Origin of the sequence: Methylophilus sp. DW102 (assembly GCF_037076555.1) — a bacterium.
Taxonomy (GTDB): domain Bacteria; phylum Pseudomonadota; class Gammaproteobacteria; order Burkholderiales; family Methylophilaceae; genus Methylophilus; species Methylophilus glucosoxydans.
Map to the genome: position 1 here is coordinate 347316 of NZ_AP029023.1, position 12565 is coordinate 359880.

Here is a 12565-nt window from a genome sequence, read left to right on the forward strand (position 1 = left end):
GCATACGCTTTAACGCCCTTCTTTAATTGAGAATAATCCCCGCTATGAGCCTGAAAGCACAAATCTCTGAAGACATGAAAACCGCGATGCGGGCGAAAGACATGCCCAAGCTGGGCGTGATTCGTTTGTTGCAAGCCGCCATCAAGCAGCGCGAGGTGGATGAGCGTATTGAGTTGGACGATGATGCCGTGATTGCCGCCATTGAGAAAATGCTCAAGCAGCGTCGTGATTCGATTGCTGCATTTGAAGGCGCTAACCGCATGGATTTGGCTGATCAGGAAAAATTTGAAGTCACCGTGTTGCAGGCTTATTTGCCTGCCCAGTTGAGCGAAGAGGAAATCAATGCGGTGATCGCCAAAGTGATTGCTGAAACGGGTGCAGCGGGTGCCAAGGATATGGGTAAAGTGGTGGGTGCAGTGAAACCATTGGTCGCCGGTAAGGCAGATATGGCGAAAGTGTCTGGCTTGATCAAGGTGGCCTTGGGATAGTGTGTTTTTGCAGGCATTGAGTCAGGGGCGCATTTGCGCCCTTTGTTTTTTTGACCCGCATCAGCGATACTTGCATTTATGATCCCGGAAAGTTTTATTCAAGAACTGCTTAATCGCGTAGATATTGTCGATGTCATCGACAAGTCTGTTCCGCTGAAAAAAGCCGGGGCCAATTATTCAGCCTGTTGCCCGTTTCATAACGAAAAATCCCCCAGTTTTACCGTGAGTCCGACCAAGCAGTTTTACCATTGCTTTGGCTGTGGCGCGCATGGTTCGGCCTTGAGTTTTTTGATGGAATATAACGGCTTGAGCTTTGTCGAGGCCGTGCATGATCTCGCCAAGCAAGTTGGCATGATCGTGCCGCAGGAGCAGCGTGATCCCAACCAGCCTGCACCAACATCTAAAGCCGTGCTACTCAGTTTGCAAGAGACCTTGCAGCAGGCCGCCAATTATTACAAAGCCGAGTTAAAAAAATCACCGCGGGCGATTGATTATCTGAAAGCACGCGGCTTAAGCGGGCAGGTCGCGGCAAAATTCCAGATTGGCTATGCGCCAGCCGGGTGGCAAAATTTGCAAACCGTTTTTCCGCAATATGATGCCGAGCCGCTGGAAACTGCCGGGCTGGTGGTGCAAAACGAGCAGGGTCGTCGCTACGATCGTTTCCGTGACCGCATCATGTTCCCTATCCATAACCAAAAAGGGGAAGTCATCGGCTTTGGGGGGCGTGTAATTAACCCTGAAGACAGTCCCAAATATTACAACTCGCCGGAAACGCCCGTGTTTCAAAAAGGGCACGAATTGTATGGCTTGTTTATGGCGCGCCGCGCCATCCGTGATGCGGGGCGGGTGTTGGTGGTGGAGGGATATATGGATGTGGTGGCGCTGGCGCAGTATGGCATTGAATATGCCGTCGCGGCGTTGGGCACGGCGACTACGCCTTTTCATATTGCCAAGCTGATGCGGCAAACCGATGAAATCGTTTTCAGTTTTGATGGCGATAAAGCCGGGCGGACTGCGGCCTGGCGCGCGGTGATGAATGCCTTGCCTGCCATCAAAGATGGCCTCAAGTTGCGGTTTTTATTCTTGCCTGCCGAGCATGACCCCGACAGCTTTGTGCGCGAGTTTGGCAAAGAAGCCTTTGAGGCCGAGATGAATCAGGCCATGCCCTTGTCGCAATATATCATTCAGCATTTAAGTGAGCATAACCCGCTGGCCTCGCAAGAGGATAAAGTGCAATTCTTGAATGACGCCGAGCCCATTCTTAAGCAAATTCAGGCGCCGCGTTATGCCATGCTGTTGCGTAAAAAGGTTGCCGAGATGACCGGCCTGGCGCAAGGCGAAATGCAGCGCATGCTGAAATTGCCGAATACCGCCAAAGCCAAGGAAAAAGCCGTGCGTCAACGCTCGCGTACGCCGTTATCTTTGCATCTGCGTTTGGCGTTGATGTTGCTCATGCGGCCACAATGGGCGCAGGCCGCGCTACTCGAGCAGGTGGCGGGTGAGAGTGATGAGGCGCAGATGTTGCGCGTGGTGTTGAAGGCGGCGATTGCCAAGCCTGAGTCTCGTCCTGTGGTGCTGTTGCAGATGATTGCGCCGTATATTTCTGAGTCGCTACGACACCAATTGCAGCGCGAGTTGTCTTTGTTGGATGAAAGCCTGGACTTTACGCTTGAATTTGAGGGGGCATGTACCCAATTATCAGACATGGCGGTCACTGCACGTGAAAATTCCCTGTTGGGGCAGTTAACTGAAAAGCCATTTTCAATGTTGTCTGAAGCAGATCGTGAAGCCTTGCGGCAATTAACCAGCAAGCGCTAGTCGGTAATTCCCTAAAAACCGTGAGGGCATGCTTAAAAAACGTGCAAAAATCTGGTAAAATAGAGGGTTTCCCGTAATGTTAAATCGAGTGATGTGCCTGCAGCGTTTGCCAGCACTCGGCATCAATCATTTTAGAGGTGGAATCGGCCATGGCCAGACCCAAAGCAGATAAAAGTTTAGACAAAGAACTCGGAATCAACGAAGTCGAAACACACAAAGACCCCGCCACCCAGGCAATGGATGCCGAGGCACGTCGTACACGCCTCAAAACCCTGATTGTATTAGGTAAAGAGCGCGGTTACCTGACTTACGCCGAAATTAATGATCACCTGCCGGATGATGTACAAGACTCCGAGCAGATCGAGAGCATTATCGGCATGATCAACGACATGGGTATCCAGGTGTATGAAGAAGCCCCGGACGCCGAAGTGTTGCTGATGTCTGATGCACCCCCTGCCGTGACAGATGAAGATGCCGCTGAAGAAGCAGAGCAGGCATTGGCTACGGTTGATTCAGAGTTTGGGCGTACAACTGACCCCGTGCGTATGTACATGCGCGAAATGGGTACCGTTGATCTGTTGACCCGTGAAGGCGAGATTGAGATCGCCAAGCGTATTGAGGACGGCCTCAAGCATATGGTGCAGGCGATTGCCGCCTGTCCAACCACCATCGCCCAACTGCTGGAGATGGTGGACAAAGTCGAAAAAAACGAAATGAGCGTGGATGAGCTGGTCGATGGTTTGATCGACAGCGACCTCGGTCTGGATGACGCCTTGGCCGTGGCGGATGCTGAAGAAGAGGAAGCCGCCGACGAAGAAGACGAAGACGAGGACGAAGACAGCGATGCCAAAGCATCTGCGCTTTCGGCCGAGGCCTTGGCAAAACTCAAAGAAGAGGTCCTGTCACGCTTTGCCGTGATTCGTGCCGCCAATACCAAAATGAACAATATCCGCGAGGCTAAAGGTACAAACGATGCCGAGTACAAGACTTTGCATCAGCAAGTGCTCGACGAGCTGACCGCTTTCCGCTTCTCTGCCAAACAGGTTGAAGCATTGTGCGACCAAGTGCGCAACATGGTCGAAGAAGTGCGTACGCACGAGCGCAAAATCATGGATTTCTGCGTAGAAAAAGCCAATATGCCACGCCAGCAATTCATCAAGAGCTTTGTTGGCAACGAAATCAACCTTAACTGGTTGGATGACGAGCTGGCAGGTAAACCTGCCTACGGTGAGCGTTTAGAGCGCTTTAGACACTCTATCCTCGACCAGCAAGAGCGTTTGCAAAACCTGCAAACCCGCGTTGGTTTGCCAATTAAAGAGTTGCGTGAAATCAACAAGCAAATGACCACCGGCGAAGCCCGTGCCCGTCGCGCCAAACGCGAAATGATCGAGGCTAACCTGCGTCTGGTGATTTCAATTGCTAAAAAATACACCAACCGTGGCTTGCAGTTCCTCGACCTGATCCAGGAAGGTAACATCGGCCTGATGAAAGCCGTGGATAAGTTTGAGTACCGCCGTGGTTACAAATTCTCTACCTATGCAACATGGTGGATTCGCCAGGCGATTACCCGTTCTATCGCTGACCAGGCACGTACCATCCGTATCCCGGTACACATGATCGAAACCATTAACAAGATGAACCGTATCAGCCGCCAGATTCTGCAAGAAACTGGCCTAGAACCTGATCCGGCAACGCTGGCTGAAAAAATGGATATGCCGGAAGAAAAAATCCGAAAAATCCTCAAAATCAGCAAAGAGCCGATCTCCATGGAAACGCCAATTGGTGACGATGAAGACAGCCATTTGGGTGACTTTATTGAAGACAACACCACTCTGGCCCCAATGGATGCTGCCGTATATGCCAGTCTGCGTGACGCCACCAGTGAAGTGCTGGAGTCATTGACCCCACGCGAAGCCAAAGTGCTGCGTATGCGCTTTGGTATTGAAATGAACACCGACCACACGCTGGAAGAAGTCGGCAAACAGTTTGATGTCACCCGCGAACGTATCCGCCAGATTGAAGCTAAGGCCCTGCGTAAATTGCGTCACCCGACCCGCTCGGAGCGTCTGCGCAGCTTCTTAGAAAACGGTCAGGATTAGTTTATAATCCCACGCTTTCCGGCCCCTTAGCTCATGCTTGGTTAGAGCAGCGGACTCATAATCCGTTGGTGCTGTGTTCGACTCACAGAGGGGCCACCAATAGAATCAAGGGCTTAGGTTGAATCCTAAGCCCTTTTCTTGTTGTGCTATGCGTAGAAGATACGCATTCGGTACAGCTGAGAGTCATTATGTTTTTTCATCAACATTAGCGTCTGTATTTTCAATGATGACTTCAACACGACGGTTTAACTGGCGCCCAGATGCACTATCATTGCCCGAGACTGGTGAGGTTTCACCCTTGCCAGCAGTCACGAGGCGGTCTGAATGGATGCCCTGTTTCATTAGCCAGCCCTTAACCGAGTCTGCGCGACGCTGTGACAATGCTTGATTGTAGTCAGCATTGTCGACAGTGTCTGTGTGGCCTTCGATCATCACAGAGCGATTTTGATGCTGATTGAGGAAGGTCGCAAGTTTGGCTAAATTTGTCGTCGCACCACTTTTTAGCTCAGCTTTGCCGGTGTCAAACAACACGTCGCCTAGCGTTACAACGAGGCCACGTTCGGTTGGCTTGGCGTTGAGTTCTGCAATCTGGCGTTGCAAATCAGCAGCTTTCTGTTGCGCATTCGCTGACTCTTGTTGTGCAGCCAGTGTTTTGAGCCGTGAGGATTCTGCATTGCTGCGCGCGTTCTCAACCTCCTTTTGCGCCGCTAATGTTTCTATCCGCGCGGAATCAGCGTTGCTGCGTGCAATATCAACTTCTTTTGTCCGGGAGTCGAGGCGTGCAGTTTCCCGTTGCTGGCTCAAGGCCGTGCGTTGCTCAACGAGCAGGCGACTTTCGGCCAGTGCTTGTGCGGTATCGACCTTGCGTTCTGCGATGTACATCAGGTGCGCAACTTGTTCTTTGTCGCCTTGAGATACCTCGGCAGCACGGACTGCCACTTCGGCCTCCTTGATCGCGACGGGGGCCTGGCTTGCCAGAGGCTGATTAGATTGCAACATGGTCAATTTACTGCGGGCATTGTTGACCGCTTCTGGTTGTATTTGTCTGGCTGTACATGCCACCAACAAGATGGATGCCACAGCGGTGGATATGAGTGTTCTAGCGTTAAAAATTTGTGGTTTCATTATTGATCTCCTGTCTTGCGCTTCATTTCCATTTTTAATGTGTCAGTCCCTTTTTGCATCTGCTCGTTAACCACACGGGCTTTTGCCACTTCGGCTAGGGCGGAGGCCAACTCAGCGTCAGCGCGTGCCTGTTGGGCAAGGCGTTGTGCCAGAATCATTTTTTGTTCTTGTACTGCGCTGTGCGCTGCAGAGAGTTTGTCGCGTGCTGTACTCAGTTCGACTGCAGCATAATCCGCAACACTTGCTCTTTCTGCACTCGCGATTGCTTGCTCCGCGGCTTGCACGCAGAAGTTGGCGGTTTGGGTGTTGAGGCGCAACCACTGAGCAGCAACAATGCTGTAAATGCGGAGGCCAAGCCCCAGGACAACAGGCGATGACTCTTTGCCTGTGGTAAATGTAATGTGTGTGCCATGTGTTTCTCCTTGTATGAATCGAGGCACTTAGTACCTGGTGCATACAAGTATTCCAGACGACAGTTGAATGCTCCGTGCACTGGCGTACATAAGCCATCGGGCTTGTTTGCTTTACTTGCATCGATCGGATAATCCTCTAACTGAATCGTCATTACCGCTGCAAACACGGATTAATCCATGAAGTATTTGATTAAAAATCACGCGCTTACTAGAATGAAAGTCCGATTTTTTGAAAGGTAAACGATGGGTAATCCTAAACAAGTCATTGCGGCTTTAGTGCTGGGTTTTTTCTATTTGACAGCTACAACGAATGTGATTGCTGCGGATAAATGGAGCGATGGGCACGTGGACGAGCATGAGCACCACCATGGTAAAGACGGACACGCGGATGAGCATGAGCATCACCACGGTAAGGACGGCCATGCGGATGAGCACGAGCATCACCATGGCAAAGATGGTCATGCGGATGAACATGAGCACCATCATGGGAGTGACGGCCATGCAAATGAACATGAGCATCATCACGAAGACGGTAGCAAAGAAAACAAGCATGAGCATCATCACTAACTGGCGCTGCCTGGCAACGAAAGATGCTAGCGGTATGGTTTTAGCCATCACCAAATAGGGAGGGTTGGTTGTTAATGAATCAATTCGGGAAAAACTCCTATAGGCAACTTGGTGCTATCCCGGCATGATGCGACTGAGGGCTTGATTTACCACTAGGACCACTGAACGTAATCTCGGTTATGTGCAGCGGGGTAAACCAAACCCTGCATTCGATTAAACGCATATTGATCTCAATGCAAAAAAAGCATCTCTTCGGAGGTGCTTTTTACTTTGTATGGCTGAAATCTTCTCATTTTAACTCAAGGGCACCAATGATCCTGGTTTGTCCTGTCTTGTACGAAAATTCCTACAAGAGGTTCAGCCTGATGTGTATTCGTTCAGGTGGTTGATTATTGGATCATAGAGGCTATGTGAAAACAGTCATCAGTGATTGGGGAGGTTAATATGCCAAAAACAACATCACCGCGTACATTTACAAGTGCACTCTCTCTACTTGCCATTACAATGGGCGCAGTTTCTGCGGCCTTAATTGTGATGTGCATAGGAATGTACTTCACGATTCTGTCAGTAGATGATTCAACGTCAGTCAAAGTGCATGCAAAGGCGGTGGAAGCGACAGCGATCGTGCCTGCTGATACTCAAGTACTCGTTGGATTCAATGGCAAGTTGACTTACACGAATGCGCCCATGATCAATGAGGCTGGTGCGGATACGCATTTGAGAGATGCCTTGTTCCGTGAGGAAGCCGAGGAAGAGATGGCGTCGTCTGCAGAGCCGCGCTTGCAGCAAGAGGTACCCCTTGCCCGCACTTATCTTGCAACGGCTCATTTGCCTGTGCAGCCGGTTCATTTTCGTGCAGTCAAACGTGTGATGGCTTAAATGCGCTGCCTTGATTGGCTAAGCATTGGTGAGAATGTATGAAAAAGGGTGTAAACATAATGGCAATGATTGAAATTTATTTCTTTTTAAGGCATTGTTAGAGATTGCATATCCTATTGGCGTAAAACTATACCTGACCGAATTTGTGGAAATATGCATTATCTTCAACATCAAACACAACCCTTGGGGATAAGGGTTTGCCTACCATGATCTACTGCTCATATCATTTTGCGCCTACTCAGCGTGGCGAAATCCAGATTGGTAAAATCAATGTGCTATTGATAGGTGTGCTGATCGTCATCTTGCTCGGCCTGATTATCAAGGGAGAGGAGCGCGAAGAGGGCAGCGCAGCAACCCTGCGTATTCAAAATCAGGTCTCTGCCGTGGCTGCCCCCGAGGTGAGCGCACAAGTAACTAGCGAGCTGACACAGGCTGTGTCTGAGACGACGCCAGCCCCTGAATCAGAGGAGATGCCGGTGAAAAAAGCGAGCAAAAAAACGGATACCCTTGCTCACAAAAAAAATGCATCGCCTGAGCCAGCCACCGAGCAGCCAGCCTCAACGACAGTTGTAACACCCCATGCACATGTGGCAACGAATCCGGTGCCTGCAGCAACAAGTGAAGAGAATTTACAAAAAGACAGCTCCAAAAAAATGATTGTTTTTAATATCTGGAGTGTATCCGAACTCAGGCTCAGAAGTGCCTATGCGGCCTATATGAACGATAGCGCGGTACCTGCCGTTCAGCTTGAGGGCAGAAAAAAAGAGTATTTGAATTTTGCTAGCCATCGTACAAAAAAATGTGGCGAACTGGATGGCAAGTTTGCCAGCAATATCAATACGGTAGAGAAGCTGACGCTGGTGAAAGGTGATGCTGAAGTGTTGCAATGTCATACCATAGAAAACAACCTCGAGATTGATCGGCTCAGTGCCATTCAGTAAGGGTTGTCTAACGATCTGATGCGATTCAATCTTGCTGAATGAGCGATTCTTTTACAGCAATCAGTGGATGCGGTTTTGCTCTTAAGTAACCTTGTGAGTAGTGACAGCCCATCTGCTTGAGCAGGGTTTCTTGATCCTGTGTTTCTACGCCCTCGGCAATCAGTTTGATATTGAGCTGATTGCCCATATAAATCATCGTTTTGCATAAGGCCTGATTTTTTTCATTTTCTGTCAGGCTGCTGATGAAGGATTTGTCGATTTTGACATAATCAATCATGAATTTATGCAGATAGGCGAGCGAGGAATAGCCCGTCCCAAAGTCGTCAATCGCCAGTTTAATCCCTGCATGATGCAGATTGCTGAGCATCGCCATTGTATTGACTGAGGAGTCCAGCAATAGCCGTTCGGTGATTTCAAAACAGAACTGTTCTCCGGGAATATGTTGTGCGTTGAGGGTGACGAGAAATTGCTCCAGGCTGGCAGGGTGTGCAAATTGCAGGGACGAAATATTAATGCAGATTTCTACCTTGCCAAACTGTTGCTGGATCTTTTGCAGGTCTTGAATGATTTGTGCAAACACCCATTCGCCAAGCGCAATAATAAAATTATGTTCTTCTGCAATGGGGATAAACACGTCTGGCGGGATCATGCCCAGTTGCGGGTGTTGCCAGCGTAACAAGGCCTCCAGTTTTTCACAGTGCAGATTACTCAAGCGAAAGATGGGCTGATAATGCAGTGACAGTTGCTGTTGGGGAATTGCCTCTTTAAGCGCCTCGATCAGTTGCATTTTGCGTGCAAACTCTTCATAAATGGCCTGATTGAACAGCACACATTGATGTTTTCCTGACTTCTTGGCCTGATACAGCGCCTGGTCGGCAAACATAATCAGCTCGTCGGCATCTTGACCATGGTCGGGAAAAAGCGCCGCCCCTATACTCATAGACACGCTTACTGTTTTGGACTGAACCTCGAAGAGTGGCGACATTACTTGCAATAGTTTTTCACACAGAGCCTGTAGACCTGCTTGATCAATGCCTGGCAGCATCATCAAAAACTCATCTCCGCCAAAGCGGGCGGTGAGGCTGGGCGGTTGTATCATGCATTGTATGCGTGCGGCGACCTGGATCAGCACTTCGTCGCCAAAAGCATGCCCAGCCGTATCGTTAATCTGCTTAAAGTTATCGAGATCAATAATGATGACCCCTAGGGACTGCTTGGATTCGCGGGCCTGTTGCATGGCCTGCTCAATTTCATTTTTTAACTGAAAGCGGTTAGGGAGCTTGGTGAGAAAGTCGTGATTAGCCTGGAACCAAATCTCCTGCTGTGCGGCCACCGCCTGTTTTTTGCTGCTGCGGTAGACTTTTAGCAGTTGCAGAAACAAAAGCAAGGCAAGCACTCCCGGGACCGCAATCAGGTATTGTGTCCGCTCTGGCGCAGGCGAGGCTTTCCAGGTATTCATAATCTCGGGCGGATTGGTGCCAATCTGTTGTGTCGCTTTATTGAGTATGCTGACCAATGTTGGCAGATTTGCGTCTACCCCCATCCAGACGTCACTGGTGATAGCGGTGATGCCTACTTTCTTGATGTTCTGGATTTTATGCAAGTCGATGTGATAGTCCAGGACCAGCTCATTGCCAACGTAGGCATCGACATAGCCCGACTGCAAATCATCAAACGCCTCATCCGCGATATCAATCAGTTTGATTTTGATCGTGGGGACTTCATTTTTAAGTTTTTGTGCGACGGGGCCGCCCTTGAATACGGCAACCGTTTTGTCTGTGAGATCACGCAGGCTGATTTCATGATGTGCCAGAGGGTGATTAGCGGCCATGTAAATGGCATTGACTGTGACCAGATAGGGTTGTTTGAGCAATTGAAAGCCGGCTGGCGGATTTTGACCACGTATCCCTGTCATGAGCGGCGCGTCAGCCGGGGTGAGATTGTCATGATCGTTGACAATAACAAAGGTTAAACCGGTGAGCTGGCTGATCTGCTCCAGATACTGGATGGAGACACCGGCATGGTTGTGATTTTCCAGCTGAAACTCTACGGGCATCCAGCCACTTTTCACTGCGACCTTGAGGCGTGGGTTTTGCTGCAGCCAATCACGCTCTTGTGGTGTGAGTGCCAATGCATTTGATGGTGGGAACTCGCCTGGCAAAATTTCTTCTGCCTGTAGCATTGCTCCGCTAAAACCTATGCCTAGCATCAGACACAGGCGACCAAGAATATGGACGACCGAACATAGCCCTTTCACTCTGCGGCAAGCCATGATTCAACCCCCAATGGTTTTTGGATAATTTATCTGTAAATTGTATGTGACTATAACGGCGTGAAATGCAAAATATAAAGGCTTTTATACAGTTTTTTATATAACACTGTGAGTATGCGTTAAGTTAGACTATGATGGATAATGCGTGTTCGCGGAGGTGTCAAACTTCTGCCTACAATGGAAAGCACCTGTCATCAAAAATAAGTGAAGGACTGTTAGACTAATCATAACGGTGTTAACCGGTAAGGCTGCGCATGAGGGTGTGCATTGAATAAATAACTGGCTAAGGGAGTCCGGTGAATGAAAAAAATGGGTGTATTGCTGACAGCGATATTGCTGTTGGCTGGCTGTTCTGTAAACATGGTAAAGCTGGGCGTCTATAAAAATAAAGCGCAATTGATCGGTACGGATGGGGCGGTCTATACGGGAAGTATCATGATTAATGATATTAGTAACGATGGCGATATCGACTTCGACGACTCACCTTATGGCAAGCTTGCTGGCAAGTGGACCGCCACCAGTACGGTGGCCCCGGTGATCCGTACGGTGGATGCACAAAGTGCCTCTGATGCGGTGGTTCGTCGTGCCTATTCAGGCAAAAGCTTTTTAATTGCTAACCAAAAAGCCGTGCTTAATTGTGACTTTAAAATCAATATTGAGGGCGATGGCTTGCTCGGTAGCGTCTACGTGATTGGTGATGGAATTTGTGTGGATGATCAGAAGCGCAGTTTTCCTATCCAGTTTTTCAAGTCCTAACATCATTAAAAACGCATCAAAAAGCCCCTCATTCACTGGGGCTTTTTGATGTTTGTGGCTCTGCTGTGAAACAGCATTCGGCATCACCGGCTTGAGCGCGCCTGTCTTTTCCCATCTGCGATGCTTGCCGGTTTGGTGCCTGTAGACATCGTTCCCCTTTCGTTGAAACCACTGTTCAGACCATACATAGTGCCGTTTAAATCAAGTATGATGCGCCAAATAAGCTAAGATAGCTGCAGTCATTGGATTGATTGCAGCAAACCTACGTTTAACCAATTGGGGGAGTTATGAGTCGCTTATTCGGAGAGATACATCGTCAGGTGCAAGATGCCCAGGGCACCAGAAAACTGGCTGACCGTATTGAGGAAATTGCCTGTAAAACGGAAATTGATGAGGATGCCAAGGGCTTTATTGAGTCACTGGATATGTTTTTCCTGTCTACGGTGGACCATAATGGCAGACCTACGGTGTCTTACAAAGGTGGTTTTCCTGGATTTGTCCGCGTGCTGGACAGCCAGACGCTGATGTTCCCGATCTACAATGGCAACGGTATGCAGCTGTCGGTAGGCAATATGGTGGGTAACGGCGAGGTAGGGCTGCTGTTTATTTCATTTGAGCGCCCGCATCGTATCCGCTTGCAGGGCGTCAGTGAGGTCTCAACCGATCCAGCTTTGTTGGCGCATTACAAAGAGGCTGAGTTTGTTGTCAAGGTAAGTTTGTCCGAGCTCTGGCAAAACTGTCCACGCTATATTCACCGCTATCAGCGCGAAAGTGCCTCGCGCTACGTCCCTTCTGCACAATGCGAAACCCCGTTGGCTGAATGGAAACGGTTGGAATTTGTGCAAGACGTGATCTCTGAAGCCGATGCACAAAAAGCACAACAAGCAGGCTTCATTCAGGTCGAAGACTGGATCGCCAGGATCAAGGCTGGCGCACCAGATGCTTAGTTCACACCAGACCTCATAAGGCTCTTATAGACTCTGCGAAAGCAGTATTCACTGGCCTCTCTCAGCAGAACGCAAATAGATTTGCGTTTTCTGATAGAGGCCTTTGCTATTTTCATGTATCTTTATCAATGTACGATATGCATCATATTTCTCAAGATAAATAATTGTTCGACATAGAATTGTTATCAATCTATAAGGTGACCATCTCTATGGTGCCGCGGGGGTGGCGTCAACGTGATTCATCAGGGTGCAAAGAGATC

General features: G+C 49.3%; 11 protein-coding genes and 1 tRNA gene. 9 read left to right on the forward strand and 3 right to left on the reverse strand.

What is annotated here, in order from left to right; translation table 11 throughout:
• Positions 1-44 precede the first annotated feature (44 nt).
• The 4 genes from AACH41_RS01635 to AACH41_RS01650 all read left to right on the forward strand — a co-directional run bounded on the left by AACH41_RS01635 (position 45) and on the right by AACH41_RS01650 (position 4504).
• Complete coding sequence (locus AACH41_RS01635) at positions 45-488, forward strand: GatB/YqeY domain-containing protein (RefSeq protein WP_194749142.1); 444 nt, start codon at positions 45-47, stop codon at positions 486-488.
• 78 nt (positions 489-566) lie between these two features.
• Positions 567-2306 carry a DNA primase gene (gene dnaG / locus AACH41_RS01640; RefSeq protein ID WP_338656316.1) on the forward strand — a complete coding sequence of 580 codons (1740 nt, stop codon included), beginning with the start codon at positions 567-569 and terminating at the stop codon, positions 2304-2306.
• A gap of 149 nt (positions 2307-2455) precedes the next feature.
• Positions 2456-4405, forward strand: coding sequence for an RNA polymerase sigma factor RpoD (gene rpoD / locus AACH41_RS01645; protein ID WP_338656318.1), 1950 nt, complete (start codon positions 2456-2458; stop codon positions 4403-4405).
• A gap of 20 nt (positions 4406-4425) precedes the next feature.
• Positions 4426-4504, forward strand: a tRNA-Ile gene (locus AACH41_RS01650).
• A gap of 87 nt (positions 4505-4591) precedes the next feature.
• Here the strand turns inward: AACH41_RS01650 and AACH41_RS01655 are convergent.
• Together AACH41_RS01655 and AACH41_RS01660 are read right to left on the reverse strand one after the other, a co-directional pair.
• Positions 4592-5530, reverse strand: coding sequence for an OmpA family protein (locus AACH41_RS01655; protein WP_338656319.1), 939 nt, complete (start codon positions 5528-5530; stop codon positions 4592-4594).
• A complete protein-coding gene (locus tag AACH41_RS01660; protein WP_338656320.1) occupies positions 5530-5847 on the reverse strand; it encodes a DUF4398 domain-containing protein in 318 nt (105 codons plus the stop codon). Before AACH41_RS01660 ends, AACH41_RS01655 begins: the two co-directional genes overlap by 1 nt.
• A gap of 339 nt (positions 5848-6186) precedes the next feature.
• Between AACH41_RS01660 and AACH41_RS01665 the strand changes: the two genes are divergently transcribed.
• From AACH41_RS01665 to AACH41_RS01675, 3 genes are all read left to right on the forward strand, one after another.
• A complete protein-coding gene (locus AACH41_RS01665; RefSeq protein WP_275356520.1) occupies positions 6187-6510 on the forward strand; it encodes a hypothetical protein in 324 nt (107 codons plus the stop codon).
• Between the two features lie 444 nt (positions 6511-6954).
• Positions 6955-7389, forward strand: coding sequence for a hypothetical protein (locus AACH41_RS01670; protein ID WP_338656322.1), 435 nt, complete (start codon positions 6955-6957; stop codon positions 7387-7389).
• Between the two features lie 206 nt (positions 7390-7595).
• Positions 7596-8330: a hypothetical protein gene (locus AACH41_RS01675; RefSeq protein WP_338656324.1), complete on the forward strand. Its 735-nt coding sequence runs from the start codon at positions 7596-7598 to the stop codon at positions 8328-8330.
• Between the two features lie 25 nt (positions 8331-8355).
• Here AACH41_RS01675 and AACH41_RS01680 read toward each other — a convergent pair whose 3' ends face one another.
• Positions 8356-10602 carry an EAL domain-containing protein gene (locus AACH41_RS01680; RefSeq protein ID WP_338656325.1) on the reverse strand — a complete coding sequence of 749 codons (2247 nt, stop codon included), beginning with the start codon at positions 10600-10602 and terminating at the stop codon, positions 8356-8358.
• A gap of 300 nt (positions 10603-10902) precedes the next feature.
• Between AACH41_RS01680 and AACH41_RS01685 the strand changes: the two genes are divergently transcribed.
• On the forward strand, positions 10903-11358 hold the full coding sequence (locus tag AACH41_RS01685) for a hypothetical protein (RefSeq protein ID WP_275356524.1): 456 nt from the start codon (positions 10903-10905) through the stop codon (positions 11356-11358).
• Between the two features lie 287 nt (positions 11359-11645).
• Positions 11646-12305 carry a pyridoxamine 5'-phosphate oxidase family protein gene (locus tag AACH41_RS01690; RefSeq protein WP_194749152.1) on the forward strand — a complete coding sequence of 220 codons (660 nt, stop codon included), beginning with the start codon at positions 11646-11648 and terminating at the stop codon, positions 12303-12305.
• Positions 12306-12565: the final 260 nt, after the last annotated feature.

What these genes read in the sequence shown, in the direction of transcription:
- AACH41_RS01635 (WP_194749142.1), top strand. Translation starts at nt 45, where the DNA reads ATGAGCCTGAAAGCACAAATCTCTGAAGACATGAAAACCGCGATGCGG.
- dnaG (WP_338656316.1), top strand. Translation starts at nt 567, where the DNA reads ATGATCCCGGAAAGTTTTATTCAAGAACTGCTTAATCGCGTAGATATT.
- rpoD (WP_338656318.1), top strand. Translation starts at nt 2,456, where the DNA reads ATGGCCAGACCCAAAGCAGATAAAAGTTTAGACAAAGAACTCGGAATC.
- AACH41_RS01655 (WP_338656319.1), bottom strand. Translation starts at nt 5,530, where the DNA reads ATGAAACCACAAATTTTTAACGCTAGAACACTCATATCCACCGCTGTG.
- AACH41_RS01665 (WP_275356520.1), top strand. Translation starts at nt 6,187, where the DNA reads ATGGGTAATCCTAAACAAGTCATTGCGGCTTTAGTGCTGGGTTTTTTC.
- AACH41_RS01670 (WP_338656322.1), top strand. Translation starts at nt 6,955, where the DNA reads ATGCCAAAAACAACATCACCGCGTACATTTACAAGTGCACTCTCTCTA.
- AACH41_RS01675 (WP_338656324.1), top strand. Translation starts at nt 7,596, where the DNA reads ATGATCTACTGCTCATATCATTTTGCGCCTACTCAGCGTGGCGAAATC.
- AACH41_RS01680 (WP_338656325.1), bottom strand. Translation starts at nt 10,602, where the DNA reads ATGGCTTGCCGCAGAGTGAAAGGGCTATGTTCGGTCGTCCATATTCTT.
- AACH41_RS01685 (WP_275356524.1), top strand. Translation starts at nt 10,903, where the DNA reads ATGAAAAAAATGGGTGTATTGCTGACAGCGATATTGCTGTTGGCTGGC.
- AACH41_RS01690 (WP_194749152.1), top strand. Translation starts at nt 11,646, where the DNA reads ATGAGTCGCTTATTCGGAGAGATACATCGTCAGGTGCAAGATGCCCAG.